Source organism: Paracoccus sp. SSJ (assembly GCF_030234105.1).
Classification (GTDB): Bacteria; Pseudomonadota; Alphaproteobacteria; order Rhodobacterales; family Rhodobacteraceae; genus Paracoccus; species Paracoccus denitrificans.
The window spans coordinates 58474-83869 of the sequence record NZ_JASSPE010000006.1 but is presented as its reverse complement, the minus strand read 5'-3'; the positions used below and the strand labels follow the sequence as shown (position 1 = coordinate 83869).

General features: G+C 67.5%; 23 protein-coding genes. 7 read left to right on the top strand and 16 right to left on the bottom strand.

Features of this window, described 5'->3' with window-relative positions:
* The first annotated feature begins 57 nt into the window (after nucleotides 1-57).
* On the top strand, nucleotides 58-348 hold the full coding sequence (locus tag QPR87_RS08380) for a hypothetical protein (RefSeq protein ID WP_011750145.1): 291 nt from the start codon (nucleotides 58-60) through the stop codon (nucleotides 346-348).
* A gap of 160 nt (nucleotides 349-508) precedes the next feature.
* On the opposite strand, the gene QPR87_RS08375 is transcribed toward QPR87_RS08380, so the two are convergent.
* The 9 genes from QPR87_RS08375 to bhcA all read right to left on the bottom strand — a co-directional run bounded on the left by QPR87_RS08375 (nucleotide 509) and on the right by bhcA (nucleotide 10252).
* Complete coding sequence (locus tag QPR87_RS08375) at nucleotides 509-1207, bottom strand: class I SAM-dependent methyltransferase (protein WP_285049117.1); 699 nt, start codon at nucleotides 1205-1207, stop codon at nucleotides 509-511.
* Nucleotides 1208-1270: 63 nt separating this feature from the next.
* Nucleotides 1271-2518: a urate hydroxylase PuuD gene (locus QPR87_RS08370; protein ID WP_285049115.1), complete on the bottom strand. Its 1248-nt coding sequence runs from the start codon at nucleotides 2516-2518 to the stop codon at nucleotides 1271-1273.
* 201 nt (nucleotides 2519-2719) lie between these two features.
* Nucleotides 2720-3070, bottom strand: a complete 351-nt coding sequence (gene uraH, locus QPR87_RS08365; protein WP_011750148.1) for a hydroxyisourate hydrolase — start codon at nucleotides 3068-3070, stop codon at nucleotides 2720-2722.
* Nucleotides 3071-3086: 16 nt separating this feature from the next.
* A complete protein-coding gene (locus QPR87_RS08360; RefSeq protein ID WP_011750149.1) occupies nucleotides 3087-4430 on the bottom strand; it encodes an 8-oxoguanine deaminase in 1344 nt (447 codons plus the stop codon).
* Entirely contained in the window at nucleotides 4430-5911 is a 1482-nt protein-coding gene (locus QPR87_RS08355; protein ID WP_230999756.1) for a nucleobase:cation symporter-2 family protein, read from the bottom strand. Before QPR87_RS08355 ends, QPR87_RS08360 begins: the two co-directional genes overlap by 1 nt.
* A gap of 41 nt (nucleotides 5912-5952) precedes the next feature.
* On the bottom strand, nucleotides 5953-6915 hold the full coding sequence (bhcD, locus tag QPR87_RS08350; protein WP_285049113.1) for an iminosuccinate reductase BhcD: 963 nt from the start codon (nucleotides 6913-6915) through the stop codon (nucleotides 5953-5955).
* A complete protein-coding gene (bhcC, locus tag QPR87_RS08345; protein ID WP_285049112.1) occupies nucleotides 6915-8078 on the bottom strand; it encodes a 3-hydroxy-D-aspartate aldolase BhcC in 1164 nt (387 codons plus the stop codon). The genes bhcD and bhcC overlap by 1 nt, the downstream gene beginning before the upstream one ends.
* 21 nt (nucleotides 8079-8099) lie before the next feature.
* Complete coding sequence (bhcB, locus tag QPR87_RS08340) at nucleotides 8100-9059, bottom strand: beta-hydroxyaspartate dehydratase BhcB (RefSeq protein WP_041530430.1); 960 nt, start codon at nucleotides 9057-9059, stop codon at nucleotides 8100-8102.
* A 2-nt stretch (nucleotides 9060-9061) separates the two neighbouring features.
* Nucleotides 9062-10252, bottom strand: a complete 1191-nt coding sequence (gene bhcA / locus QPR87_RS08335) for an L-aspartate--glyoxylate aminotransferase BhcA (RefSeq protein WP_285049111.1) — start codon at nucleotides 10250-10252, stop codon at nucleotides 9062-9064.
* Nucleotides 10253-10436: 184 nt separating this feature from the next.
* On the opposite strand from bhcA, the gene bhcR reads away from it, so the two are divergent.
* The 3 genes from bhcR (at nucleotide 10437) to QPR87_RS08320 (ending at nucleotide 13963) form a co-directional block, all read left to right on the top strand.
* Nucleotides 10437-11276: an HTH-type transcriptional regulator BhcR gene (gene bhcR, locus QPR87_RS08330; RefSeq protein WP_104490943.1), complete on the top strand. Its 840-nt coding sequence runs from the start codon at nucleotides 10437-10439 to the stop codon at nucleotides 11274-11276.
* A gap of 190 nt (nucleotides 11277-11466) precedes the next feature.
* Complete coding sequence (locus QPR87_RS08325; RefSeq protein ID WP_285049110.1) at nucleotides 11467-13158, top strand: DUF6345 domain-containing protein; 1692 nt, start codon at nucleotides 11467-11469, stop codon at nucleotides 13156-13158.
* Nucleotides 13159-13246: 88 nt separating this feature from the next.
* Nucleotides 13247-13963: a pentapeptide repeat-containing protein gene (locus QPR87_RS08320; protein WP_285049109.1), complete on the top strand. Its 717-nt coding sequence runs from the start codon at nucleotides 13247-13249 to the stop codon at nucleotides 13961-13963.
* A gap of 12 nt (nucleotides 13964-13975) precedes the next feature.
* Here QPR87_RS08320 and QPR87_RS08315 read toward each other — a convergent pair whose 3' ends face one another.
* Entirely contained in the window at nucleotides 13976-15541 is a 1566-nt protein-coding gene (locus QPR87_RS08315; RefSeq protein ID WP_285049107.1) for an SARP family transcriptional regulator, read from the bottom strand.
* A 208-nt stretch (nucleotides 15542-15749) separates the two neighbouring features.
* On the opposite strand from QPR87_RS08315, the gene purM reads away from it, so the two are divergent.
* Together purM and purN are read left to right on the top strand one after the other, a co-directional pair.
* A complete protein-coding gene (purM, locus tag QPR87_RS08310) occupies nucleotides 15750-16796 on the top strand; it encodes a phosphoribosylformylglycinamidine cyclo-ligase (protein ID WP_285049106.1) in 1047 nt (348 codons plus the stop codon).
* A complete protein-coding gene (gene purN, locus QPR87_RS08305; protein ID WP_285049105.1) occupies nucleotides 16793-17389 on the top strand; it encodes a phosphoribosylglycinamide formyltransferase in 597 nt (198 codons plus the stop codon). Before purM ends, purN begins: the two co-directional genes overlap by 4 nt.
* 81 nt (nucleotides 17390-17470) lie before the next feature.
* Here the strand turns inward: purN and QPR87_RS08300 are convergent, their stop codons facing one another.
* From QPR87_RS08300 to QPR87_RS08275, 6 genes are all read right to left on the bottom strand, one after another.
* Entirely contained in the window at nucleotides 17471-18811 is a 1341-nt protein-coding gene (locus tag QPR87_RS08300; RefSeq protein WP_011750161.1) for a branched-chain amino acid ABC transporter permease, read from the bottom strand.
* 15 nt (nucleotides 18812-18826) lie between these two features.
* Nucleotides 18827-19828, bottom strand: coding sequence for a branched-chain amino acid ABC transporter permease (locus QPR87_RS08295; RefSeq protein WP_104490948.1), 1002 nt, complete (start codon nucleotides 19826-19828; stop codon nucleotides 18827-18829).
* A 2-nt stretch (nucleotides 19829-19830) separates the two neighbouring features.
* Nucleotides 19831-20541, bottom strand: a complete 711-nt coding sequence (locus QPR87_RS08290) for an ABC transporter ATP-binding protein (protein ID WP_011750163.1) — start codon at nucleotides 20539-20541, stop codon at nucleotides 19831-19833.
* Nucleotides 20541-21419: an ABC transporter ATP-binding protein gene (locus tag QPR87_RS08285; protein WP_285049104.1), complete on the bottom strand. Its 879-nt coding sequence runs from the start codon at nucleotides 21417-21419 to the stop codon at nucleotides 20541-20543. The genes QPR87_RS08290 and QPR87_RS08285 overlap by 1 nt, the downstream gene beginning before the upstream one ends.
* Before the next feature lie 105 nt (nucleotides 21420-21524).
* On the bottom strand, nucleotides 21525-22709 hold the full coding sequence (locus QPR87_RS08280; protein WP_011750165.1) for an ABC transporter substrate-binding protein: 1185 nt from the start codon (nucleotides 22707-22709) through the stop codon (nucleotides 21525-21527).
* A 123-nt stretch (nucleotides 22710-22832) separates the two neighbouring features.
* Nucleotides 22833-23846: a GlxA family transcriptional regulator gene (locus QPR87_RS08275; protein ID WP_011750166.1), complete on the bottom strand. Its 1014-nt coding sequence runs from the start codon at nucleotides 23844-23846 to the stop codon at nucleotides 22833-22835.
* A gap of 118 nt (nucleotides 23847-23964) precedes the next feature.
* On the opposite strand from QPR87_RS08275, the gene QPR87_RS08270 reads away from it, so the two are divergent.
* Nucleotides 23965-25374, top strand: a complete 1410-nt coding sequence (locus QPR87_RS08270) for a class II 3-deoxy-7-phosphoheptulonate synthase (RefSeq protein WP_285049102.1) — start codon at nucleotides 23965-23967, stop codon at nucleotides 25372-25374.
* Nucleotides 25375-25396: the final 22 nt, after the last annotated feature.

Genomic DNA, 25396 nt, shown 5'->3' with positions numbered 1-25396 from the left:
CGTTCCGTAACCCCCTTGCAACCTTCTGGCGTTGCCTTGGATCAAAGGATGAAGCGCATGGCACCTTTTCGCATGATTCTGACGGCCGCGACCTTCTCGACGGCAATCCTTCCGGGTGCGGCCCTGGCCGATGACGACGATTTCCCCCGCTATTTCCATCGCGGCGGGATCGAGAGGCTGCTGCTGCCGGGCCTGGACGGCTGGACCTATCGCGGCTGGCGCGGGGATGACGACGACCGCCGGTCCGTCCGCTATCGCTCCTGGGGCGACGATGACGACGACCGCCCCCGGCGCCGCCGCCGCCGTGGTCGCGACGATGATGACGACGACGACGATGACGACGATTGAGGGATTCAGCGATTAGGCAGGCGAGACCGGCCCCTGAACCGGGCCGGCTTCACCGGTGGGATTGCCGACCGGATGCGCAGGGGACGGATCGGGACGGCGAAGCCAGGCCCGCCGCGGGCGAGGCGCTTCGGAAAGCCGCCGTTCGGGGACGGAGGGGCCCTCAGCCCCGAACCCATTCCATGACATGCAGATAGGGCGCGCGGCGATAGCGCGCGGCCTGCCGGGGATCGCCGCCTTGCGGTGCCGGCTCGTCGAAATGCACCAGCCGCAGCCCATGTGCCAGAAGCGGCTGCATATAGGCGTGGAAGGGGCGGTGCCAGTTGCGGATCAGGATGCCGCGCCAGCTGACCCATTCCGCACGCTCGTCCAGATAGTTGTCGATCAGGTAGCCCGAGCCGGGATCGCCCTTCCAGCCGCCCGCCGTGCTGAACGAGTTCAGGTTGGCGACGAGCAGGCTGCCGCCGGGACGCAGGACGCGCACCATCTCGGCGATGGCGGCCCGGATATCGTCGATGTCGATGAGCGTCAGGTAGCTGACCACCAGGTCGAAACCGGCATCGGGCAGGGGCAGGGCCTCGGCGCGCGCCTGCACGTAGCTGCCCTTGTCGTCGCGGCTGCGGGCGGTTTCGATGAGCTTCTGCGTGGGATCGATGCCGGTCGCGGCGATGCCTTCGGCGGCAAGCATCCGGCAGAAGCGTCCCTCGCCGCAGCCCACGTCCAGCGCATTGCGGAAGCCGCGGCCGCGGATGCGGGCCAGCATCGGGGCGTCGAGCACATGGCGGCGCGAGAAATCGCCTTCCTCGCCCATGTCGGCGATCCAGGCCTCGGCGGAATCGTCCCAGCCATTCCCGCGATCCATGCTTGCCTCCCCCGATGGTGCCGGGCGGTTTGCTAGCCTATCCGGCGGGCGGGGGCAAATCGGTCAGTTCAGGGCAAAGGTCCTGGGCAGGCTGCGATACCAGTCGATGATCGCCTGCCGTTCCTGCGGCTCCATGAAGCTGACATTGGCGGGCGGCATGGCGTCGGTCACGCCGGCCTGGATATAGATCTCGCGCGCGGCGCGGGTGATGTCGTCGGGGGTCTCCAGCAGGACGCCCTTGGGCGCGGTGTGGATGCCCTCGTAAGAGGGCTCCCTGGCATGGCACATCGAGCAGCGGCCCATGACGGCGTTGTAGGCGTCGTCCCAGCCGGCCACGTCGACCATGGCCTGCTGCGTGGGCGTCAGGACACGCGCCTCGGCCTCCTCCAGCGTCTGGCGGAACATCGGCGCGGTCGAGAGCCACATGACGATGACGAACAGGATGGTGGTCACGGCCCAGGTCCACCAGCGCATACCGCCGCCGGCATGCATGGTGTTGAAGAAATGCCGGATGGTCACGCCCATCAGGAAGATCAGCCCGGCGATCACCCAGTTGTATTCCGTCGCGAAGGCCAGCGGATAGTGGTTCGACAGCATCAGGAACACGACCGGCAGGGTCAGGTAGTTGTTATGCGTCGAGCGCAGCTTGGCGATCTTGCCGTATTTCGGATCGGCGGGACGCCCGGCCTTGAGGTCGGCGACGACGATGCGCTGGTTCGGCATGATGACGAAGAACACGTTCGCCGTCATGATCGTAGCGGTGAAGGCGCCCAGGTGCAGCATGACCGCGCGGCCGGTGAAGACCTGGTTATAGGCCCAGCCCATGACCATCAGCAGCCCGAACAGGATCAGCATCAGCAGGGTCGGGGTCTCGCCCAGCTTCGACTGGCACAGGTTGGTATAGATCAGCCAGCCGATCGACAGCGAGCCGGCCGAGATCAGGATCGCCTGCCAGGGCGCCAGCTCCATCTTGGCGGGGTCGATCAGGAACAGTTCGGAGCCGACCCAATAGGTGACCATCAGGAGCGCCGCCCCCGAGATCCAGGTCATGTAGCTTTCCCATTTGAACCAGATCAGGTGCTCGGGCATCCGCTCGGGCGCGACCAGGTATTTCTGGATATGGTAGAAGCCGCCGCCATGGACCTGCCATTCCTCGCCATGCGCGCCGGGGGGCAGGCCGGGCACCTTGCGCAACCCGAGGTCGAGGGCGACGAAATAGAAGGACGAACCGATCCAGCAGATGGCGGTGACGACATGCGTCCATCGGATGGCAAAGGCGAGCCAATCCCAGATGACGGCGAAATCGGACATACTTTGTCTCCTGTCTAGCTGGGGAAAGACTAGCCGCTTCGCGGGGTTGCGAGTATTCACGCATTTCCCCTTGCTGTCTTAACGATGCGTTGAAAATCTTTCGCCAAGCCTTGCAGGAATGAAAAAGAGGGGGCCTTGCCCCCTCAGGCCCCAGGGGCCTTTCACCCCCAGGGTATTTGGAAAACGGAAAAAAGCCGGGGCTCAGCTGCCGCGATAGGTCGAGAAGCCGTAGGGCGAGATCAGCAGCGGCACATGGTAATGGTCCTGTTCCGACATGCCGAAGCGCAAGGGCACCTGGTCGAGAAAGCGGGGCTTCGCGGCCTGGTGTCCCTGGGCGTCGAGCCATGCGCCGACATGGAAGACGAGCTCGTATTCGCCGGTCTGGAACGCGGCCTCGGGCAGGATGTGGCTGTCGGTGCGGCCGTCGTGGTTGGTGACGGTCTCGGCGATCAGCCGGCGTTCGGGGTCGAGGCGGTAGAGCTCGATCCGCATGCCCTGTGCGGGCGTGCCATTGGCGGTGTCGAGCACATGGGTGGTGAGATAGCCGGGCATTTTCGTCCTTTCCTTGTCAATCCGCGAGCCGGGCGATGGCGGCGCGGGCCTGTTCGTTCAGGCGATTCGCATCGGCGGTCAGCAGGCGGTGATCCTGCACCACGGCGCGGCCTTCCACATAGACCGCACGCGGGCGGATCGGCGCGCAGAAGACCAGCGCCGCGACCGGGTCCCATTGGCCGGCAGCCGGCAGTTCCGAGACGTCCCAGAGCACCAGGTCGGCGCGTTTGCCGGGTTCCAGCGCGCCGATGTCGCTGCGGCCCAGCACGCGGGCGCCGCCGAGCGTAGCGATCTCCAGCGCTTCGCGGGCACCCATGGCGGCGGGGCCGTCCTTGAGGCGGGCGACCAGCATGGCCTGCCGCGCCTCGAGCCCCAGATGGCTGCAATCGTTGCTGGCCGAGCCGTCGACGCCCAGGCCGACCGGCACGCCCGCGTCGCGCATCCGGCGCACCGGGGCTATGCCCGAGGCGAGGCGCGCGTTCGAGCAGGGGCAATGCGCGACCCCGGTGCCGGTGCGGGCGAAGAGGTCGATCTCCTTGTCCGACAGCTTCACGCAATGCGCGTGCCAGACATCGTCCCCGGTCCAGCCCAGGCTTTCGGCGTAATCGCCGGGCAGCATGCCGAAGTTTTCCAGCGAATAGGCGATGTCCTCGTCGTTTTCCGCCAGGTGGGTGTGCAGCCGCACGCCCTTTTCGCGGGCGAGGATGGCGGCGTCGCGCATGAGTTCCCGGCTGACCGAGAAGGGCGAGCAGGGCGCGAGGCCGACCTGCACCATGGCGCCGGGGTTCGGGTCGTGGAAGGCGGCGACCAGGCGCTCGCTGTCCTTGAGGATCGCGGCCTCGTCCTCGACCAGCGCGTCGGGGGGCAGGCCGCCCTTGCTTTCGCCGATCGACATGGCGCCGCGGGTGGCGGTGAAGCGGATGCCGATTTCCGAGGCTGCCTCGATGCTGTCGTCGAGCCGGGCGCCGTTCGGGAACAGGTAGAGGTGATCCGAAGAGCAGGTGCAGCCCGACAGCGCCAGTTCGGCCAGGCCGATCTGCGTGGACAGCCGGATATCCTCGGGACCCATGCGGCCCCAAATCGGATAGAGGGTGCGCAGCCAGCCGAACAACGCCGCATCCTGCGCGGCAGGCACGGCGCGGGTGAGCGTCTGGAACAGGTGGTGGTGGGTGTTGACGAAGCCGGGGGTGACGACGCAGCCCCCGGCCTCGACGATCTCGGCGCCTTCGGCGGAAAGACCCGGACCGACGGCGGAGATGACCCCGCCGTCGATCAGGATGTCCCCGCCTGCGATCTCGCGCCGGGCGCCGTCCATGGTGACCACCACCTCGGCGCCCCTGATGAGCAGGCGTTTCGTCATCAATGCGCCTCGGCTGCGTGGGCTGCTGCGGCGATTTCCTCGTCGCTCGCATGCGGGGCGCCGTTGAAGAACCAGTTCAGCAGAACGGCGGCGACCGCGGCCAGCAGGATGCCCGAATGGATCAGCGTATGCAGCGAATGCGGCAGCCACTGGTTGAAGTCGGGCGCGATCATCGGGACCATGCCGAGGCCCAGCGAGACGGCGACGATGAACAGGTTGTGCTTGTTGCCCTTGAAGTCCACCGTCGAGAGGATGCGGATGCCCGTCGCGGCGACCATGCCGAACATCACCAGCCCCGCGCCGCCCAGCACCGTGGTCGGCAGCGATTCGACCAGCGCGCCCATCTTGGGGATCAGGCCGAGCACGATCATGATCGCGCCGCCCGCCACGCAGACGAAGCGCGAGCGCACGCCGGTCACGCCCACCAGGCCGACGTTCTGGCTGAAGGACGTATAGGGGAAGGTGTTGAAGAGCCCGCCGATGGCAGTGCCCAGGCCGTCCACGCGCAACCCGGCGCTGAGCGCCTTGGGCGTCATCCTGCGGCCGCAGATGTCGCTGAGCGCCAGGAACATGCCGGTGGACTCGATCATGGTCACGAACATGACCAGCAGCATGGTCAGGATCATCACCGGGTCAAAGATCGGCATGCCGAAATGCAGGGGCTTGATCGGTGCGAACCAGGCAGCCTCGGCGATGCCGTCGAAATGCATCATGCCCATGACCGCGGCCAGCAGCCCGCCGATGACGATGCCCAGAAGCACCGCGATATTGGCGACGAAGCCCTTGGCATAGCGTGCGATCACCAGGATCGCCGCCAGCACGGTGATGCCGATCAGGATGCGCGACAGCGAGGCATATTCGGGGTTGGCCACGGTGGGCATCAGCTTGACGCTCTCGGGGACGTCGCCGGTGGCGCGTGCAGCCTCCAGCCAGGCTTGGGCGGCGGGGTCGACCAGTTGCGGCGCCGTGGGGCCGACCGGCAGGCCGAAGATCCAGTTGATGCCCACCGGCATCAGGCTGACGCCGATCACCAGGATCACCGTGCCGGTGACCACGCTGGGGAAAAAGCGCAGGAGCCGGCTGACCAGCGGTGCGAAGAAGATCGAGATGATCCCCGCCGCCATGATGGCGCCGAACATCATCCGCGCGCCTTCCTGGCCGGGGTTCGACGAGGCGATGGCGACCATGGGGCCGACGGCGGCGAAGGTCACGCCCATCATGACCGGCAGCTTGATGCCGAACCATTGCGTGGCGCCGAAGGACTGGATGATGGTGACGATCCCGCAGACGAAAAGGTCGGCGGAAATCAGAAAGGCCACGTCTTGCGGCGAAAGCTGCAGGGCGCGGCCGACGATCAGCGGCACCGCGATGGCGCCGGCATACATGACCAGAACATGCTGGAAACCCAAGGCGAGCAGTCGAGGGGCGGCGATGCGCTCCTCGACCGGATCGAAGCCGGGGTTGGTATCTACTGCTTGCATACGTCCTTATCCTCCCTTGTTCAGGACGCGAGCGGCACGGGTCAGATCTCGACCTCTTGCGCCACCCCCTTGTGTTTGGCGAGTTCGACGACCGCTTGCGCGACCGCCAGGTCCTGCAACCCGACGCCGGTGCCGTCGAAGATCGTGACCTCGGCATCCCCGCGGCCCGGGTCGTCGCCCGCGACCACCGCGCCAAGCTCGCCGACCTGATCCTCGCGGATCAGACCCGCCGCGATGGCGTGCTGGCATTCGCCGATGCTGACCGACTGCGCGACCTCGTCGGTGAAGATCCGGGCGCGCGCGACCAGCGCCGGATCCAGCTCTTGCTTGCCCTTGGTATCGGTGCCCATGGCCGCGATATGCGTCGGGCCCTTGACATGCTCGTTCATCAGCAGGGGCGAGAAGGACGAGGTGATCGAGACGATCACATCGGCCTCGGCCCCCAGGCGGTCCAGTTTGACCGCCTCGAAGGGCACGCCCAGCTCGGCCGCGGTATCGGCAAGGCGCGACAGCATCTCGGGATGCGGGTTCCAGCCGATGACCTTTTCGAACCGATGCACATTGGCCGCCGCCCGCATCTGGAACGCGGACTGGTGGCCGGCGCCGATCATGCCCAGCACCCTGGCGCCCTTGGGCGCCAGATACTTGATCGACACCGCCGAGGCCGCCGCGGTGCGCAGCGCCGTCAGCAGGTTGCCGCCCACCGCCGCCGAGACCCGGCCGGTATCCGGGTCGAACAGGAACACGGTGGACTGGTGGTTGATCAGGTTGTGCTTCTGGTTGTTGGGCCAGTAGCCGCCGGCCTTCAGCCCCAGCACCAGCGCCGAGGCGTCGAAGCCGCCCTTGAAGCCGTAGAGCGCGTCCTCATGGCCGATGGCCTCGCGCACCACGGGAAAATTGTATGCCTTGCGCCGGGCCATCGAGGCGAAGACCGCCTCGATGGCCTCGAAGGCCGCCTCGGGGGTCATCAGACCCGCGATTTCCTTTTCGGCGACGACGAGCATCAGTAGCCCTTTCCGCGCGCCGAGACCGGCCAGACCGTCTCGACCTTGCCGTTCCGCACGCCGACATACCAGTCGTGGACGTTGCAGGTCGGGTCGCAATGGCCCGGCACCAGCCGCAGCTTGTCGTTGACCTTGAGCACGCCGTCCTTGTCCTCGACCACGCCATGCTCGTCGCTGCACTTGATGTATTTCACATCGTCGCGGCCATAGACGAAGGGCAGGCCGCTATCGACCGACTGCGCCTTGAGGCCGGCATCGACCACCGCCAGGTGCGGCTTGGCATGCGACATGACCGAGGTCAGGATGAACAGCGCGTTTTCCCATTCGCCCTGGTCGATGCGCTTGCCCTCGGCATCGTGGATGCGGCCGTAATCGGCATCCATGAAGGCGTAGGAGCCGCATTGCAATTCGTTGTAAATACCAGAATTGCTTTCGAAATAATAGGAACCCGTGCCGCCGCCCGAGACGAATTCGGGGGCCAGGCCCTCGGCCTCCAGCGCGTCCACGGCCTCTTTCACCTGGGCGATGGCGGCGTCCAGCTTGGCCTTGCGGTCCTCGAAGCTGTCCATGTGCTGCATCGCGCCCTGATAGGCCTGGATGCCCTTGAAGGTCAGGTTCGGAGCGGCATCGGCGGCCTTGGCGATCTCGACCACGGCTTCCTTGGTGGTCACGCCGCAGCGGCCGGCGCCGCAATCGATCTCGACGAAGATGCCCAGCTCGGTGCCGTGCTTCTGCGCGGCGGCCGACAGGTCGGCGATGTTCTGCACGTCGTCGACGCAGACCGTCACCGTGGCGCCGGTCTTGGGCAGCCGGGCCAGGCGGTCGATCTTGGCCGGCTCGCGCACCTCGTTGGTGACCAGCACGTCCTTGATGCCGCCGCGGGCAAAGGCTTCGGCCTCGCTGACCTTCTGGCAGCAGACGCCGACCGAGCCGCCCAGCGACTCCTGCAGCTTCTGCACGTCGACCGACTTGTGCATCTTGCCGTGGCTGCGGTGGCGCATGCCGTGGGCCTTGGCGTAGTCGCCCATCTTCCTGATGTTGCGCTCCAACGCGTCCAGGTCGAGGATCAGGCAGGGCGTCTGGATCTCGCTCTCGTCCATGCCGGGCAGGGCGGGGATGTCATAGCCGACCTCGTAGCCGGAGAAATCCGTTTTCGCGTTCATGGGGCTCTCCTCAATTCTGGTTCAGTTCCACGGCAGCTTGTCGAGATCGACATTGCCGCCGGTGACGATGACGCCGACGCGCTTGCCGGCAAAGGCTTCGGGGTTCTTCAGGATGGTGGCCAGCGGCACGGCGCTGGAGGGCTCCATCACGATGCGCAGATGCTTCCAGATCAGCTTCATCGCGTCCACGATCTCGGCGTCCGAGGCGGTGTAGATCTCGCTGACGTGGTTCTTGACGAAATGCCAGGTCAGATCCTTCAGCGGCACCAGCAGCCCGTCGGCGACGGTCTTGGGCGCGTCGTCGGCGATGATGTAGCCGGCCTTGAAGCTGCGATAGGCGTCGTCGGCCTGCTCGGGCTCGGCCGCGATCACCCTGGTCTCGGGCGCCAGCGTCGAGAGCGTCAGGCAGGTGCCCGAGATCATGCCGCCGCCGCCGATGGGGGCCACGACCGCGTCGAGCCCGTCCACCTGCTCGACCAGTTCCTTGGCGCAGGTGCCCTGGCCGGCGATCACGCGCGGGTCGTTGTAGGGGTGGACGAAGTCGCCGCCGGTCTCGGCCTGCACCTTGGCGAAGGTCTCTTCGCGCGAGCTGGTCGAGGGCTCGCATTCGGTGATGACACCGCCATAGCGGCGCACCGTGTCCTTCTTGGCCTGCGGCGCGGTGCGCGGCATGACCACGTTGCAGGGAATGCCGCGCAACATCGCCGCGTAGGACAGGCAAGAGGCATGGTTGCCCGAGCTGTGCGTCGCGACGCCCTTGGCCGCCTGCGCATCGTCCAGGCCAAAGACCGCGTTGGTGGCGCCGCGGACCTTGAAGGCCCCCGGCTCCTGGAAGTTCTCGCATTTGAAGAACAGCTGCGCGCCGGTCAACTCGTTCAGATAGTCCGAGGTGCGGATCGGCGTGCGGCGGATATGCGGCTTGATCCGCTCATGCGCGGCCAGCATGTCCTCATAGGTCGGGATATACATGGCGTCCTTCATCCTCAGGCGGCTTTCTTCTGCGCGGCGGCAGTGGTCTGGCGGTAATGTTCCTGCGCGGCGGCGACGCCCGAGCCCAGCTGGATCGGCAGGCCCAGATCGGCCATCACCATCTCGGCGGTGGCGATGCCGGACAGCGCCATGGCGTCGGTCAGGCTGCCCAGGTGGCCGATGCGGAACACCTTGCCCGCGACCTGGCCCAGGCCGGTGCCGAAGGCCATGTCATAGGTTTCCAGCGCGTGGCTGACGATCAGGTTGGCGTCGAAGCCCTCGGGCACGCGGATGGCGCTGACGCTGTCCGAGTAAAGCTCGGGGCGGACGGCGCAGAGCTTCAGCCCCCAGGCCTCGACCGCGGCGCGCACGCCGCTGGCGATGCGGTGGTGGCGGGCAAAGACATTCTCCAGCCCCTCGGCCAGGATGCGCTCGCAGCTGGCGTTCAGGCCGTTGATCAGCCCGACCGGCGGCGTATAGGGATAGCCGTTGCGGGCATAGCCGGTCGCCATGTCGCGGATGTCGAAGAAGGTGCGCGGCAGGCGCGCGGTCTCGACCGCCTCCATCGCCTTGGGCGAGAAGCCGACGATGGCCAGGCCCGGCGGCAACATGAAGCCCTTTTGCGACCCGGTGACGGCGATGTCGACGCCCCATTCGTCCATGCGGAAATCCATCGAACCGATGGAGGAGACCCCGTCCACGAACAGCAGCGCCGGGTGTTTCGCGGCGTCCAGCGCGCGGCGGACGGCGGCGATGTCCGATTTGACCCCGGTCGCGGTCTCGTTATGCGTGGCCAGGACGACGCGGATCTCGTGGCCCTTGTCGGCGGTCAGGATCTCTTCGAAACGGTCGGCCGGGACGCCCTCGCCCCAGGGGGTCTCGACGAAGGTCACGTCAAGGCCGTGGCGCTGGCACATGTCGATCCAGCGATGGCTGAACATGCCGTTACGGGCTGCCAGCACCTTGTCGCCGGGCGACAGCGTGTTGGTGATCGCCGTTTCCCAGCCGCCGGTGCCGGTCGAGGGGAACAGGAAGACCTGCGCCTGCGTGGTCTTGAGGACTTTCTTCACGCCCTCGAGCGCCGGGTGCAGCATACGCCCGAACACCGGCGAGCGGTGGTCGATGGTGGGCATGTCGACGGCCTTGCGCATCTCCTCGGGGATGTTGGTCGGGCCGGGAATGAAGATCGGGTTCTGGCTGGTCATGGCAATTCCTCCTGCGCTTGTGGACCAAGCTACGTTTTGCTGTCCATTGATGCAATTTTTCTGAAAAATATTTCGCAATCGCGGAAAAATGACCTAAAGTGTCGTGGAATCAGATCGTTGCTCTTTTCCAAAGCCAAAGAGCGATTTTCAACAAACTCAGAAAGTTGTCGAAAGGAAAAATTGAATGTCGGTTCAAATCCGCAAAAGGGGCCGTCCGAGGGGACGTGCCGGCGGCCTTGGCGCCGAGGATTCGGGCGGCATCCGGGCGCTGGACCGGGCGCTGGACATCCTTGACCTGATCGCGGTCTCCAGCGGGTTGACCCTGACCGAGATCGCGCAGCGGCTGGACATGGCGCCTTCGACCGTGCACCGGGTGCTGGTGACGCTGGCGGCGCGCGGCGTGGCGGAAAGCGACAGCCAGACGCAGGCATGGCATGTCGGGCCGACGGCGTTCCGGCACGGCTCGGCCTTCATGCGCCGCTCGGGCCTGGTCGAGCGGGCGCGGCCGCTTTTGCGCCGGCTGATGGAGGTGACGGGCGAGACGGCGAACCTGGGCATCCTGAACGGCGATGCGGTCCTGTTCCTGAGCCAGGCCGAGACGCATGAGACGATCCGCGCCTTCTTTCCGCCCGGCACGCGCTCGGCGCTGCATGCCTCTGGGATCGGCAAGGCGTTGCTGGCCCATGCCCGGCCCCTGGACCTGAAGCGGATGCTGCGCGAGATGCGGCTGGAGCGGTTCACCGACATGACCCTGACCGATCCCGCAGCACTGGTCGAGGATCTCGTGCAGATCCGCGCCCGCGGCTATGCGCTGGACAACGAGGAGCGCACGCCCGGCATGCGCTGCATCGCCGCGCCGATCTTCGACCTTGCCGGCGAGGCGGCGGCGGGGATCTCGGTTTCGGGGCCGACATTGCGCATGTCGGATGCCCGGCTTTCCGCCATGTCCGATGCGGTGATCGAGGCCGCGCGGGAGCTGTCCTTCGGCATGGCGCCGCGCGAGGATGCCGGCGAAAGAGCCTGATTCGTCTAAACTTGACCAGGACATGCCCGGCTATTCAGGGGAGATTGCCGGGATTCGCGGGTGATTTGTATATTAACCGCAGATTCACGTTCAGTTCACGCCGCCCATCCTAGCTTCGGTTCAGCATATGACCGCATCCGCCTGCCTGGCCCCAGAAGGCCCGGCGCGTGTCCTGCAAGGAGCCGACGGCATGGAAGACTTCGTTCCCAGACTGGATCCCGGACTGGACGCGGCGCGGCAGGTCCGCGCCGGGCAGGCTCTGGAAACCGAAGCACCGCTGGACCCGGCCGAGGCGGTAATCGGCGACACGGCGGATGGCACCGGCCGGGGCCGCCGCATCTATGGCGCATGCAGCGTCGAGACCTATCGTGCTGCCGGGGCGCTGCATGCCGCCCATCGCGATGCCGGCGGTTTTCTGGATGCGGTGGATCGTTTCGCCACGCCGGATTTCTGGCGCCGGGACGGGGCGGTGAAATCCTGGATCTATGACCGGCAGGCGGTGGAGCATGCGCCGGGCCGGGACATGGATTCGGTGCGGGTGTTCTATCATGCCGGGCATGGCCGGATGGACGAGGACGGGATCTTCCACCTGCCGATGGGGTCGCTGTGGACCGGGGCGGATGCCTGCCTGACCTCCGACCGGATGCGGCTTGGCTCGGGTGCGCTGCGCTACCTGTTCTGGTCCACCAGCCAGTCGCTGCGGATCGGGCCCGGCTACAGCCCGCTGCACAGTTGGGTGCGGGCCAACCAGGGTTTGCGCATGCTGTTCGGCTTCGACTCGATCTGCTGGGATTCCGGCCGCTATGGCACGAATTTCTGGCACCATTGGCAGATGGGCAAGCCCTTCGCACAGGCATGGCTGGACGGGGCCTGGGACATCGCACCCGATCAGAGCCCGGTCGCCTGCGCCTGCGCGCCGGATCGCGACGTGGCGCTGGCCATGCTTTTTGGCGAACGGCAATTCCGGGCGCAGCGCGGTGCGGCGCAATATTGGGCCTGGCGCTGGCACGCGCCCGTGGCGCTTTACAGGCGCGAGGCGGCGCTGACCGAGCCGCCGGCCGAGTTCGCGGCGGTGCGGCTGGTCCCGGCGGCCGAGGATCGCGCGCTGGCCAGGGCGGTGCTGTCGCGCCTGGGACTGGACCCGGCCCTGGTTGCGGCCGATGCGCAGGGCGCGATCTCGGTCAGCCACGGCCCCGTCCGCTTCCAGCGCCGGCCCGACGGGCGCATCCTGCTGGAGTTCGAGCCCGGTGCGCCGGGGCGGGGCCTGCGCGAGATGCCGCCGCGCCGCACGCTTGTCAGCCGGGCCCAGAATGCGTTGCGCAGCCATGGCTTCCTGCTGCCGGGGACCGAGCTGGTCTTCGACCGCGTCTCGCTGGCCATGTCCGCGACGGCCAGCCTGCGCCGGCTGGACGAGCCTCCTGCCGAAAGCCTGGACGAAATCATCGTGCAATTCCGCCAGTCCATCGACGGTATCCCGGTGCTGACCCCGGATGCCGGCAGCCTGCGGCTGGCGATGCGGCCGGACGGCAGCGTGCTGCGCATCGAATCGACCCTGCGCCGGGTGGCCGAGCGCATGCCGGCCCGCGCCCATCCCCATGGCATGCCCGACGATCCGCCGGCGCCCCTGCGGCCCGAGGGCCCGCCCACGCCCGAGCCGCAGACGATCGCCCGCATCCTGGCGCAGCATTCGGCGCGGCTGATGCGCGATCTGGCGGCGCGCGGGGCGGCGCCGCTCAGCCTGCGCATCCTGCCGGGCACGACGGAAATCGGATACGGAATCCGCAGCAACACGGCGCGTCTCGTCGCCCGCCAGGGCATCGAGATCGAATGCGTGCGCGGCTTTCGCAAGCGTTACTGGATCCAGTCTGACCTGGGTGACTGACGATCCGGTAGCCCGGGGGCGGAGGCAGCCGCCTCCGGGCACTTGACTGGCGGCAAGGCCATGGGGAGGAATTCCCGAGAGGGGGAGCATGGCGGAATACACCCGCGCCGAAATCGTCCGGCGCATCGCGACGATGGGACGCCTGCACCTGGCCGGGTCCGACCTGGCCGGGCTGGATCTGTCCGGCATGACGCTGGTGGGGGCCGATCTGTCCTATGCCGACCTGACCGAGGCCGACCTGACCGATGCGCAGCTTTCGGATGCCAGCCTCTGGTCGGCATGCGCGGCGCGGGCGCGGTTTCGCAACGCCAACCTGTCGCGGGCGAGCCTTGGGCTGGCCGACCTGTCGGATGCCGACCTGCGGGGCGCGGTGCTGGAGCGTGCCGACCTGACCGGCGCCCGGCTGGACCGTGCCGACCTGACGGCGGCGCTGCTGCGCGGGGCCTGGCTCGACAGCATGCAGCGGGCGATGGCGACCGGGGCACCGCCGCTACGTTATCCGGCACGGCACCGGCCCACCACCTGCATCCTGCACGAAGAACATGTCTCCGAACCCGTGGCCCTGCGCTGCGGCGACCGGCTGGAGATGCACCTGAAAAGCTTTCCCGAAGCGGTCCCGCATCCGTCCGGGTTAGCCCGGCTCGTAGGCGCGCCGATCCTTTCCGGCCCCGAACGGCCGGCACAGGTCGCGGGTCCGCCCTGCGTGCTGGTCTTTTGCGCCATCGCCCCGGGCCGTGCGCGGCTGGTGCTGGAGCCGGGCGAGGGCAGGGCGCCCGTCGTGCTGGAGGTGCTGGTTTCGCCGTGACGGCCGCCGGGCTTACAGCCCCGAGCGCGTGATCCCCATCAACCTGGCCATGCGCAGCGGTGCGACCGGGTAATCCGGGTCGGCCATCAGCTCCAGCGAGAAATCTGGCTCGATCCGGCGCAGATGGCGCAGCGCATCGGCGGCAGCGGCCACGTCGCCCCGGTGATAGCGCAGCGCCGCCAGGAAACGCAGCGAGGGCCGGTTGTCCGGGGCGAAGGCAAAGGCCGCGGCGGCCGAGTTCTCGGCATCACCCAGGCGACCCAGCCGCAACTGCACGACGGCGCGGCGCATCAGCCACGAGGCGGGACCAAGCTCGGCCAGGGCGCCACGCGCGCCGCGTTCGGTCGCCTCGAGCGCCTCGAGATCGCGACCGACATCGGTCAGCGCCTGCGACAGTGCATGGCAAGCCAGTTCGTTGTCGGGATCGTTGCGGCAAGCGGCCTGCGCCAGTTCCAGCGCCCCCACCGCATCCCGCCGCCACGAGGCCGAAAGCGAGGCCACCGCCAGCACCGCCGGATTGGCGGGCGCCAGGTCGCGGGCCAGTTGCGCAAAGGCTTCGGCCTCGTCCGAGCAGCGCGCCGGATCCTCGGTCAGCCGCTCGCTGATCAGCGTGTTGCGCAGGTAGGAACGCAGCGCCAGCGCGACGCCGCTCTGCCGCTCCTGCGGCAGCGACGCAAGGATGCGGTCGGCGGATTCCAGGCGGTCGCGGGAGTAGCTGAACACGTCCCAGACCGGGAAGGTCAGCCCCTGCGCCGGCGGCGCGGTCCGCCGCGCCCGGTCGAGCAGCGCCACCGCGATCTGTGCCACGGCATGGCGCATGGTCGCGGTTTCGTCGGCGGCGCGGATGGTGAAGCGCCGCGTCCAGCCGCGCGCGCCCGTGGCGATGTTGCGCATCACCACCATCAGCGAGCAGTCGATCCCCGCCGAATAGCAGATCGCGCTGACCTGCGTGCCGGTCGGCGGCGCCTGTGCGTCCGGCCGGTCGGCCAGCACCGCCGGGATCATCTCGCAGGCGCGGGCGGCGGCCTCGTTCACGATCATCTCGCCGATGACATGGGCGCGGCTGTCGTTGCTTTCGACCGGACGCAAGGCCACGACATAGTCGCCGGGCGCGGGGCTGGTGTCATGCCAGGCTGCGGCCACTGGCGCTAAGGGCCGTTGCAGGGCGCTGGGGCCGTCGCTTTCCGGCGTCAGCCGCAGGCGCATGTCGCGCAGCCATGTCTCGAACTCGGGGTCGGGAATGTCGATATCGGCGGCGAACTCGATCGGCACGCCGCCGGCGTCATAGACCGGCGTCAGGTCGATGCGCAGCCGCTCGGGGTCCAGCCCCACCCAGCCCACGCCGGCCAGCAGGATGTCCTTTTCCGCACCCAGGGCCGCGCGCAGCTCGCGCAGCATCTGCCGCAGGCTGTCCGAACCGCGCTGCCGGCCCCGCTCGCTCCACAGCAGGTCTTGCAGCCGGGCGCGGCTCAGGCGCAGGTCGGGCGCCGTGCCCAGCAGTGCCAGCGCGCCACGCGCCTTCTGGCTGCGGGGGGTCAGATCCGCCCCGCCGGCGCCGCGCAGGCGCACGGATCCCATCAGACTCAGCGTGGCAGGCATTTGATTCGCCGCATGGCTTCGTTATGGTCGCATATTGATCTTAATGCGCCAGGGTGCGGGCGAACAGCCGCCGCCGTGCAGGGGCGCGGTGCTGGAGCGGCTGGAATCGGATCCCGCCTGCAGCCGATACATTGCCTGCGCGCCGCGCCTGCGCTATCGGAGCGTCAAAGCAAAGGGGATCCCGAAGATGACCGAGCGCAAGAGCGGCCTGTCCTATGCCGAGGCCGGAGTGGATATCGACGCGGGCAATGCGCTGGTCGAGCGGATCAAGCCCGCCGCTGCCGCCACCCGCCGCCCGGGCGTGATGGAGGGGCTCGGCGGTTTCGGCGCGCTGTTTGATCCGCGGGCCGCGGGTTACCGCGATCCGGTGCTGGTGGCCGCGACCGACGGTGTCGGCACCAAGCTGCGCATCGGCATCGATACGGGCGAGCTTGACGGGCTGGGCATCGACCTTGTCGCCATGTGCGTGAACGACCTGGTCTGCCAGGGCGCCGAGCCGCTGTTCTTCCTCGACTATTTCGCCACCGGCAAGCTGTCGGTCGATGAGGCGGCGCGGGTCATCAACGGCATTGCCGAGGGCTGCCGCCGTTCCGGTTGCGCACTGATCGGCGGCGAGACGGCCGAGATGCCCGGCATGTATGCCCGCGGCGACTTCGACCTTGCCGGCTTTGCCGTCGGCGCGATGGAGCGCGGCACGGCCCTGCCGGCGGGCGTCGCGGACGGCGACGTCCTGCTGGGCCTTGCCTCGGACGGGGTGCATTCCAACGGCTTCTCGCTGGTGCGCAGGGTGGCAGACCATGCCGGGCTCGACTGGAACGCGCCTGCGCCCTTCGGCATGGGCACGCTGGGTCAGGCGCTTCTGGTCCCGACCCGGCTTTATGTGCGTCCGGTGCTGGCTGCGATCCGTGCCGGCGGCGTGCATGCGGCGGCCCATATCACCGGCGGCGGCATCACGGAAAACCTGCCGCGCGTCCTGCCCAAGGGGCTGGGGGCCCAGGTCGACCTCGACAGCTTCAGCCTGCCGCCGGTATTCGACTGGCTGGCCGAGGCCGGCGGGATCGCCGAGGCCGAGATGCTCAAGACCTTCAACTGCGGCATCGGCATGATCCTGGCCGTCGCCGCCGATCGTGCCGCCGCAATCGAGGCGCTACTGAAGGCCGAGGGCGAGACCGTGTTCCGCCTCGGCCAGGTCAGCCCCGGCGCAGGCGTGGGCTACAGCGGCCGGCTGCGGTGAAACGCGTCGCCATCCTGATCTCGGGCGGCGGCTCGAACATGGTCAAGCTGGTCGAATCCATGACCGGCACGCATCCCGCGCGGCCGGTCGTCGTCGGCTCGAACGATCCGCAGGCAGCGGGCCTTGCCCGGGCGCAAGCCATGGGCGTGCCGAGCTTCGCCATCGACCACCGGGCCTATCCCGGAGACCGCGCGGGCTTCGAGGCAGCGCTGCTGGAACCCCTGCTGGCCGCGCAGCCCGACATCCTGTGCCTTGCCGGCTTCATGCGTATCCTGACCCCGGACTTCGTGCAGCGGTTCGAGGGCCGGATGCTGAACATCCACCCCTCGCTCCTGCCGAAATATCCGGGCTTGCATACGCATCAGCGCGCCATCGACGCCGGTGATGCCGAGGCCGGGGCCAGCGTGCACCTGGTCACGCCGGAACTCGACGCCGGCCCGATCCTCGGCCAGGCCCGGGTGCCGATCCTGCCCGGCGAGACGGCCGAGACGCTGGCCGCCCGCGTGCTGACCCAGGAACACCGGCTCTATCCCCAGGTGCTGCGCCGTTTCGCGCAGGGCGACCTGACGCCGATCACCCTCACCGCGGCGTGAAAAAAGGCGCGGACATGCGCCTTTCTCCGTTTTCCAAATACTCTGGGGGTGCGGGGGCAAAGCCCCCGCGACTTCGCCTGGTTATTTCTCGGGCACCAGCCCGCGTGGGGCGAATCGCAGCATCAGAAGCAACACCACCCCAAGCGCGATAAAGCGCATATGCGGTGCGCTGCCCAGCAGATGGTCGCGCAATGCGCCTGCGGGCAATGGCCCGGTGACCAGCCGCATGAACTCGGGGCCCCAGACTTCGGCCTTGATCCACAGGAACCAGATCAGGATCGCCCCCAACGCCGCGCCCCAGTTGTTGCCCGAGCCGCCGACGATCACCATGACCCAGATCAGGAAGGTATAGCGCAGGGGGTTGAAGCTGTTCGGCGACAGAAGCCCGTCCAGCGTGACCATCATCGCGCCGGCAAGGCCGATCACCGCACTGCCGATGACGAAGATCTGCAAATGCCGGCGGGTGACGTCCTTGCCCATGGCCTCGGCTGCGGTCTCGTTGTCGCGGATCGCGCGCATCATCCGGCCCCAGGGCGATTTCAGCGCCAGTTCGGCCAGCAGGATCAACCCCAGCAGCACGGCACCGAACAGGCCCGCATAAAGCAGCTTGACCCAGATCCCCGAGGCGACGGCGGGGCTCAGCCCCCATTCGGCGGCCCGCGCCACGAAATCGGGACTGCTCTGCAATTCCAGCTCATAAGGCACCGGACGCGGGATGCCCGAGACGTTCTTGACCCCGCGCGACAGCCATTCCTCGTTGCGCATTACCGCGACGATGATCTCGCCGATGCCCAGCGTGGCGATGGCCAGGTAATCCGAGCGCAGCCCCAGCGCCACCTTGCCCACGCCCCAAGCCGCCGCCGCGGCAAAGAGCGCACCAACCGGCCAGGACAGCAGCACCGGCCAGCCCAGGCCGCCGATATTGCCGGCGCGCGCGGAATTGTTCGCCTCGATCGCCATGACCGCCGGATCGAACAGCCAGCGGTAGAGCACGAATCCCAGCACCAGCACCGCGATCAGCGCCGGCACCCGCATCAGGCCCGAGACCCGCTTCCAGACCTGCGCCGCCAGCACCAGCGTGCCAAGGCCCACCAGCAGGGCCAGGATCACCCGCGGCCCGCCCGCCGCCCAGGCGCCTTGCACCGGCGCGGTCGAGACCAGCACCGGCGCCAGCCCGCCAAGCGCCAGGAAACCCACGACGCCGGCATTGAAAAGCCCGGCATAGCCCCATTGCATGTTGACGCCCAGGGCCATGACGGCCGAGATCAGCCCCATGTTCAGGATGGCCAGCGCCGTGTTCCAGCTGCCCGAGAACAGCGCGTTGCGAAAGCTGCCCTCGGCCAGGAACAGCGCGGCCAGGATCAGGAACAGGATCGGCGCGCGCCAGGGGCTGACCGCTTCGGCTTGACGTGTATTCGACATGGATAAACGCCCTCCTCAGACGGATTTGCCGCGGAACAGGCCGGTCGGCCGGAACAGCAGGACCACGATCAGGATCACGAAGCTGACTGCGAACTTGTATTCGGTGGACAGCAGTTGCAGCAGCCCCTCGGGCTGAAAGCCCAGATAGGTGGCGATCTTGCGCCAGGGATAGGTGACGGCCACCTCGGAGAAGGCGACGATGAAGCCGCCCGCCACCGCGCCCAGGGGATTGCCCAGCCCGCCGACGATGGCAGCGGCAAAGATCGGCAGCAGGATCTGGAAGTAGTTGAAGACCTTGAAGGACTTGTCCAGCCCGTAAAGCGTGCCCGCCGTCACCGCCAGCGCGGTGGCGATGATCCAGGTCAGGCGCACCACACGTTCGGGGTCGATGCCCGAGAGCAGCGCCAGATCCTCGTTGTCGGAATAGGCCCGCATCGCCTTGCCAGCGCGCGAGCGGTTCAGGAAGCGGAACAGCGCCCAGCAGGCCAGCGCCGTCACCACCAGCGTCAGCGCCTGGCTGACGCGCAGCGACAGGCCCTCGGACAGCCCGGTCCAGGCGCGGAACTGCTGCACGGTGATCAGGAAGCGCGCGCCGTCGTCGAAGCGGATCTCGTCGACGCCGATGATCAGCCGGGTCAGCCCGTTCATGATGAACATGACCCCGACCGAGGCCATGACCAGGATGATCGGCGCCGAGCGCTTGCTGCGATAGAAGCGATAGACCACGCGGTCGGTGCCCAGGATGAAGACCGCGGTCAGCGCGATGCCGAAGGGCAGGGCGAGCAGGGCGGTCGGCAGCGGGCCCAGACTGACGCCGATGGATTGCAGCCCCCAGGTGATCAGGATCACCAGCGCGGCGCCGAAGGCCATGGTGTCGCCATGGGCGAAGTTGGAAAAGCGCAGGATGCCATAGATCAGCGTCACCCCCAGCGCGCCAAGCGCCAACTGCGCGCCGTAGGAGGCGGCGGGGATCACCACGAAGTTCAGGATGGCCACAAGGGCGTTCAGGATATCCATCTTCAGCCCCCCAGGAAGGTGCGGCGGACTTCGGGATCGGCCAGCAACGCCTGCCCGCTGTCGGTGTAACGGTTGGCGCCCTGCACCAGGACATAGCCGATATCGGCGATCTCCAGCGCCTGCCGGGCGTTCTGCTCGACCATCAGGATGGAAATCCCGGTGCGGGCGACCTCGATGATGCGGTCGAAAAGCTCGTCCATGACGATGGGGCTGACCCCGGCGGTCGGCTCGTCCAGCATCAAGAGGCTGGGCTTGGTCATCAGCGCCCGGCCGACGGCGACCTGCTGGCGCTGGCCGCCCGAGAGCTCGCCGGCGTTCTGCTTGCGCTTGTCGGCCACGGCGGGGAACAGTTCATAGACCTGGGCCATGGTGTCGCGGTAGTCGTCCTCGCGGATGAAGGCGCCCATTTCCAGGTTTTCCTCGACCGTCATGGTCGGGAAGATGTTGTGGGTCTGCGGCACGAAGCCCATGCCCTTGCGCACCCGCTCCTGCGGGCTGAGATGGGTGATGTCCTCGCCCGCCAGCGCCACCTGGCCTTCGCGCAGGTGCAGCATGCCGAAGACGGCCTTCATCGCCGTCGACTTGCCGGCGCCGTTCGGGCCGACGATCACGGCGATCTGGCCGCGTTCGACCGTCAGGGTGCAGCCGTTCAGGATGTCGGCCTTGCCATAGCCGCCGCGCATGGCGGTGGCGGAAAGATAGGGCCCTGCCATCACATATCCCCCGCTGGCTTGCCGTCGCCGCCGCGGCCGGCCTCGGCGCCAAGACCGGGCTGGGCGCCGTGGCTTTCGCCGAAGGCGGCTTCCTCGGCCACTTCGGCGGCGACCTTGTTCTTGAGCCCGGTGCCCAGATAGGCTTCGATCACCGCCTCGTTCTTCATGATGCTGTCGGCCGAGCCCTGGGCCAGCACCTTGCCTGCCGCCATGACGATCACCGGGTCGCAAAGCCGGCCGATGAAGTCCATGTCGTGCTCGATCACGCAGAAGGTATAGCCGCGCTCCTTGTTCAGCCGCACGATGGCATCGCCGATGGTGCCCAGAAGCGTGCGGTTCACCCCGGCGCCGACCTCGTCCAGAAAGACGATCCTGGCGTCCACCATCATTGTGCGGCCCAGTTCCAGAAGCTTCTTCTGGCCACCGGAGAGGTTGCCGGCCTTTTCGTCGGCGACATGGGAAATGGTCAGGAACTCAAGCACTTCGTCGGCCTTCTTGCGAAGCACGCGTTCCTCCTCGCGGATGCGGCCGCGGCGGAACCAGGTGTTGACCAGCGTCTCGCCGCATTGCGCGCCCGGCACCATCATCAGGTTCTCGCGCACGGTCATCGACGAAAACTCGTGCGCCAGTTGGAAGGTGCGCAGGAGCCCCTTGTGGAACAGCTCATGCGGCGGCAGGCCGGTGATATCCTCGCCCGCCATGGTGACGTGGCCGGAAGTCGGTTTCAAAACCCCGGCGATCACGTTGAAAAGAGTGGATTTCCCGGCTCCGTTTGGGCCGATCAACCCGGTGATCGAGCCTTTCTCGATCGTCAGGCTGGCGCCATCGACGGCGCGGAAGCCTCCGAAATGCTTGTGCAGGTCGTGGACCTGGATCATAGCGCTCCCCTGCTTCATGCGTTGCATGAAGAATTTCCCTTTCGGGATTGTTTTTAATTATGAAAAGGGCCCGAAAAATCGGACCCTTTCCCCGGCTTGCGGGCTTCAGCGATAGCCCACCACGTTCAGCGTGCCGCCCTTGAAATCGACCTCGCGATAGACACCGGCGCTTTCGCCGGGCTCGATCAACTCGACCGAGGTGGCGCCGACATAGTCGATGTCCTGGCCTGCGGCCAGAAGCTCCAGCCCCTTGGCCAGTTCACCGGGATAGATCTTCTCGCCCGGCTCGTTGGCGACTTCCATCACCTTGTCCTTGTAGACCGTGGGATCCGAGGACTTGGCGGCCTGCATGGCCAGCAGCATCAGCGCGGACGCATCATAGGATTCGCCGGCATAGGCCGAGGTGCCGTCGAAGCCGGCTTCCTTGGCGAGCGCGTCGAACTTCTCCTGCCCTTCGCCCTCGGCCGAGGGGTTCTGGCCGAACGAGGTTTCCAGCTGCGCGCCGAACTTTCCGACCAGAGTCTGGTTCACCATGCCGTCGGGCAGCACGAAGGTTTCGAAGGCGCCGGTATCCAGCGAGCCCTGGATAATGCCCGAGCCGCCCTGGTCGGCATAGCCCGCCACCACCAGCGCATCGCCACCGGCGGCGGCCAGCGCGGCGACCTCGGCCGAATAGTCGGCCTTGCCGTCGTCATGGGCCGAAACCACGGTCACGGCGCCACCCTTCTGCTTGTAGGCATCGGCGAAGCTGTCGGCCAGGCCCTTGCCGTAATCGTTGTTGGTATAGGTGACGGCGACGCTGTTGATGCCGCGCTCCAGCACGATATCGGCCATCACTTCGCCCTGGCGCGCATCCGAAGGCGAGGTGCGGAAGAAGAAGCCCTTGTCGTCGATGGTCGAAAGCGCCGGCGAGGTGGCCGAGGGCGAGATCATCACGACGCCCTGCGGCACGCCGACCTGTTCGAGCGAGGCGATGGTTTCGCCCGAGCACATGCCGCCCATGACGCCCTTGACGCCCTCGGCCGTGACCAGGCGGGTGACCGCGGCGACCGAGGCGGCCGCATCGATGCAGGTGTTGTCGGCGACCACGGGGGTCACGGTCGAGCCGTCCAGTAGCTTGCCGCTGTCCGAGACCTCCTTCATCGCCAGTTCCGCGCCTTTCTGCATGGCCGGCGCAATGGATTCCAAGGGGCCGGTCAGGCCCAGCGAAATACCCATCTTGATTTCCTCGGCACCGGCGGCACCGGCAAGCAAGGCTCCGGCGGCGCTGGCCAGAAGAAGCTTTTTCATCAGTCGTCTCCCTGAGTGGAACATTGTCCTGTCTGACAGGTTATAAGCGCGCGATTGAAAAGAAAAGCGTTTTGGCGACCGGAGAAGGCGTCGGATCCGCCGCTTGCCGCAGCGGAAGATGCCTTAGCCGGCGCCCGCCGCGCCGCGTTCGCGATACGGGGTGCAGCCATAGGTCGCACGGTAGCATTTCGAGAAATGCGCGGTCGAGGCGAAGCCGCAGGCCAGCGCGATCTCCATCACGCTCATCCCGGTCTGCAAGAGCAGGTGGCGGGCGCGTTCCAGCCGCAGTTCCATATAGTAGCGCTTGGGCGAGCGGCCGAGATAGCGCGCGAACAGCCGTTCAAGCTGGCGCGGCGACAGGCCCGCCTCGGCGGCCAGCCGCGCCGGGCTGACCGGCTCTTCGATATTGGCCTCCATCCGGGCCAGGACCTGCGCCAGCCGGGGATGGCGCGCGCCCATGCGGGTCGGGCTGGACAGGCGCTGCTGGTCCTCTTCCGAGCGGATCGCGGTATGGATCATCTGGTCGGCCACCCGCCCCGCCAGTTCGGCGCCGTGGTCGCGGGCGATCTGGCGCAGCATCAGGTCGATGGCGGCGGTGCCCCCGGCGGCGGTCAGCCGGCTGCCGTCCTCGACGAAGACGGTGCGGATCAGGGTGACATCGGGGAATTTCTCGGCGAAACCGTCCTGGTTTTCCCAATGGATGGTGGCGCGGCGCCCGTCGAGCAGCCCGGCCTCGGCCAGGACCCAGGCGCCGGTGCACAGCGCGCCGATCCGGGTGCCGCGCCGCGCCTCGCGCCGAAGCCAGGCCAGAACCGGCCTCGTCGCGGCCCGCGCCACGTCGAGCCCGCCGCAGACCAGCACCGTGTCGTCGCGCCGGGTTTCAAACAGCGGGCCGTCCAGCAGGATGCGCGCACCGTTCGAGCAAAGCGCGGTCTCGCCCTGTTCGCCGATCAGCCGCCACTGGTAAAGTTCGCGCCCGGCCAGCCGGTTCGCCAGCCGCAAAGGCTCGATGGCGGCGGCAAAGGAAACCATGGTGAAACGGTCCAGCAACAGGAAGACATAGCGCAGCGCCTGGGCCCCGGAAGGCGCCGTGATCTGCCCCGGGACGGGGGGCGTTGCTGGATCGAGGTCTGGCATGTCGGTCGCGCGTCTGGAATCCGCGGCAGATCAGCAGGCAATCGTGGCGCGCGCAAGGCTTTTCCTTTGGGCATACAACCTCTATATGGCAGGCACAGATTGCATGAAGGATAGGATCATGGCACCGACGAATTCCAGTTCCGCGACCCCGGCACAGGCATGGGACAAGCGTGGCTGGCGCGCCTATCCGCGCGTCCAGATGCCTGACTATCCCGACCAGCCCGGTGTCGCCGCCGTCGAGGCGCAGCTGGCCAAATACCCGCCGCTGGTCTTTGCCGGCGAGGCGCGCCGCCTGAAAGCCTCGCTGGGCGAGGTCGCGGCCGGCCGCGCCTTCCTGCTGCAGGGCGGCGATTGCGCGGAAAGCTTTGCCGAATTCTCGGCCGACAACATCCGCGACACGTTCAAGGTCATGCTGCAAATGGCAGTCGTGCTGACCTGGGGCGCGCAGCTTCCGGTGGTCAAGGTCGGCCGCATGGCGGGCCAGTTCGCCAAGCCGCGCTCGGCCCCGACCGAGAAGATGGGCGAGCAGGAACTGCCCAGCTATCGCGGCGACATCATCAACGGCTTCGATTTCACGCCCGAGGCGCGCATCCCCGATCCGCAGCGCATGCTTGCGGCCTATACCCAGGCGGCGGCCTCGCTGAACCTGCTGCGCGCCTTCTCGACCGGGGGCTATGCCGACATCCACCGGGTGCAAAGCTGGATCAGCGATTTCACCGGCGGCGAGGAGGCGGCGCGCTATCGCGATATCGCCGAGCGCATCAGCGACGCGATGGCCTTCATGGCGGCGGCGGGCGTGACCTCGGAAACCGCGCATGACCTCGGCAAGGTCGATTTCTACACAAGCCACGAGGCCCTGCTGCTGGAATACGAAGAGGCTCTGGCACGGATCGATTCGACCACCGGCCTGCCGGTCGCGGGCTCGGGCCACATGATCTGGATCGGCGACCGCACCCGCCAGGTGGACGGTGCCCATGTCGAGTTCTGCCGCGGCGTGCAGAACCCGATCGGGCTGAAATGCGGCCCCTCGATCAGCGACAGCGACCTCAAGGCGCTGATCGCCAAGCTGAACCCGGAAAACGAGCCGGGCCGGCTGACGCTGATCGCGCGCTTCGGCGCCGGTTCGGTCGGCGACCATCTGCCGCGGCTGATCCGTGCCGTGCGCGAAGAGGGCGCGAATGTCGTGTGGTCCTGCGATCCGATGCATGGCAACACCATCAAGTCGGCTTCGGGCTACAAGACCCGGCCCTTCGATTCGGTGCTGCGCGAGGTGTGCGAATTCTTTGCCGTCCACCGCGCCGAGGGCACCATCCCCGGTGGCGTGCATTTCGAGATGACCGGCCAGGACGTGACCGAATGCATCGGCGGCGTGCGCGCCGTCACCGACGAGGATCTGTCGAACCGCTATCACACGGCCTGCGATCCGCGGCTGAACGCCAGCCAGTCGCTGGAACTGGCCTTCCTGGTGGCCGAGGAGTTGCGCAACCGCCGCGTCAACGGCGCGAGCAAGCAGGCCAAGGCGGGCTGACCGCCTGCAAGCCGGAGAAGCG

What these genes read in the sequence shown, in the direction of transcription:
- QPR87_RS08295 (WP_104490948.1), bottom strand. Translation starts at nt 19,828, where the DNA reads ATGGATATCCTGAACGCCCTTGTGGCCATCCTGAACTTCGTGGTGATC.
- QPR87_RS08355 (WP_230999756.1), bottom strand. Translation starts at nt 5,911, where the DNA reads ATGCAAGCAGTAGATACCAACCCCGGCTTCGATCCGGTCGAGGAGCGC.
- bhcB (WP_041530430.1), bottom strand. Translation starts at nt 9,059, where the DNA reads ATGAAGGACGCCATGTATATCCCGACCTATGAGGACATGCTGGCCGCG.
- QPR87_RS08280 (WP_011750165.1), bottom strand. Translation starts at nt 22,709, where the DNA reads ATGAAAAAGCTTCTTCTGGCCAGCGCCGCCGGAGCCTTGCTTGCCGGT.
- QPR87_RS08270 (WP_285049102.1), top strand. Translation starts at nt 23,965, where the DNA reads ATGGCACCGACGAATTCCAGTTCCGCGACCCCGGCACAGGCATGGGAC.
- QPR87_RS08315 (WP_285049107.1), bottom strand. Translation starts at nt 15,541, where the DNA reads ATGGGATCCGTGCGCCTGCGCGGCGCCGGCGGGGCGGATCTGACCCCC.
- bhcA (WP_285049111.1), bottom strand. Translation starts at nt 10,252, where the DNA reads ATGACCAGCCAGAACCCGATCTTCATTCCCGGCCCGACCAACATCCCC.
- QPR87_RS08285 (WP_285049104.1), bottom strand. Translation starts at nt 21,419, where the DNA reads ATGATCCAGGTCCACGACCTGCACAAGCATTTCGGAGGCTTCCGCGCC.
- bhcR (WP_104490943.1), top strand. Translation starts at nt 10,437, where the DNA reads ATGTCGGTTCAAATCCGCAAAAGGGGCCGTCCGAGGGGACGTGCCGGC.
- QPR87_RS08380 (WP_011750145.1), top strand. Translation starts at nt 58, where the DNA reads ATGGCACCTTTTCGCATGATTCTGACGGCCGCGACCTTCTCGACGGCA.
- QPR87_RS08300 (WP_011750161.1), bottom strand. Translation starts at nt 18,811, where the DNA reads ATGTCGAATACACGTCAAGCCGAAGCGGTCAGCCCCTGGCGCGCGCCG.
- bhcC (WP_285049112.1), bottom strand. Translation starts at nt 8,078, where the DNA reads ATGAACGCGAAAACGGATTTCTCCGGCTACGAGGTCGGCTATGACATC.
- QPR87_RS08375 (WP_285049117.1), bottom strand. Translation starts at nt 1,207, where the DNA reads ATGGATCGCGGGAATGGCTGGGACGATTCCGCCGAGGCCTGGATCGCC.
- purM (WP_285049106.1), top strand. Translation starts at nt 15,750, where the DNA reads ATGACCGAGCGCAAGAGCGGCCTGTCCTATGCCGAGGCCGGAGTGGAT.
- QPR87_RS08275 (WP_011750166.1), bottom strand. Translation starts at nt 23,846, where the DNA reads ATGCCAGACCTCGATCCAGCAACGCCCCCCGTCCCGGGGCAGATCACG.
- QPR87_RS08370 (WP_285049115.1), bottom strand. Translation starts at nt 2,518, where the DNA reads ATGTCCGATTTCGCCGTCATCTGGGATTGGCTCGCCTTTGCCATCCGA.
- QPR87_RS08360 (WP_011750149.1), bottom strand. Translation starts at nt 4,430, where the DNA reads ATGACGAAACGCCTGCTCATCAGGGGCGCCGAGGTGGTGGTCACCATG.
- QPR87_RS08290 (WP_011750163.1), bottom strand. Translation starts at nt 20,541, where the DNA reads ATGGCAGGGCCCTATCTTTCCGCCACCGCCATGCGCGGCGGCTATGGC.
- uraH (WP_011750148.1), bottom strand. Translation starts at nt 3,070, where the DNA reads ATGCCCGGCTATCTCACCACCCATGTGCTCGACACCGCCAATGGCACG.
- QPR87_RS08320 (WP_285049109.1), top strand. Translation starts at nt 13,247, where the DNA reads ATGGCGGAATACACCCGCGCCGAAATCGTCCGGCGCATCGCGACGATG.
- QPR87_RS08325 (WP_285049110.1), top strand. Translation starts at nt 11,467, where the DNA reads ATGGAAGACTTCGTTCCCAGACTGGATCCCGGACTGGACGCGGCGCGG.
- bhcD (WP_285049113.1), bottom strand. Translation starts at nt 6,915, where the DNA reads ATGCTCGTCGTCGCCGAAAAGGAAATCGCGGGTCTGATGACCCCCGAG.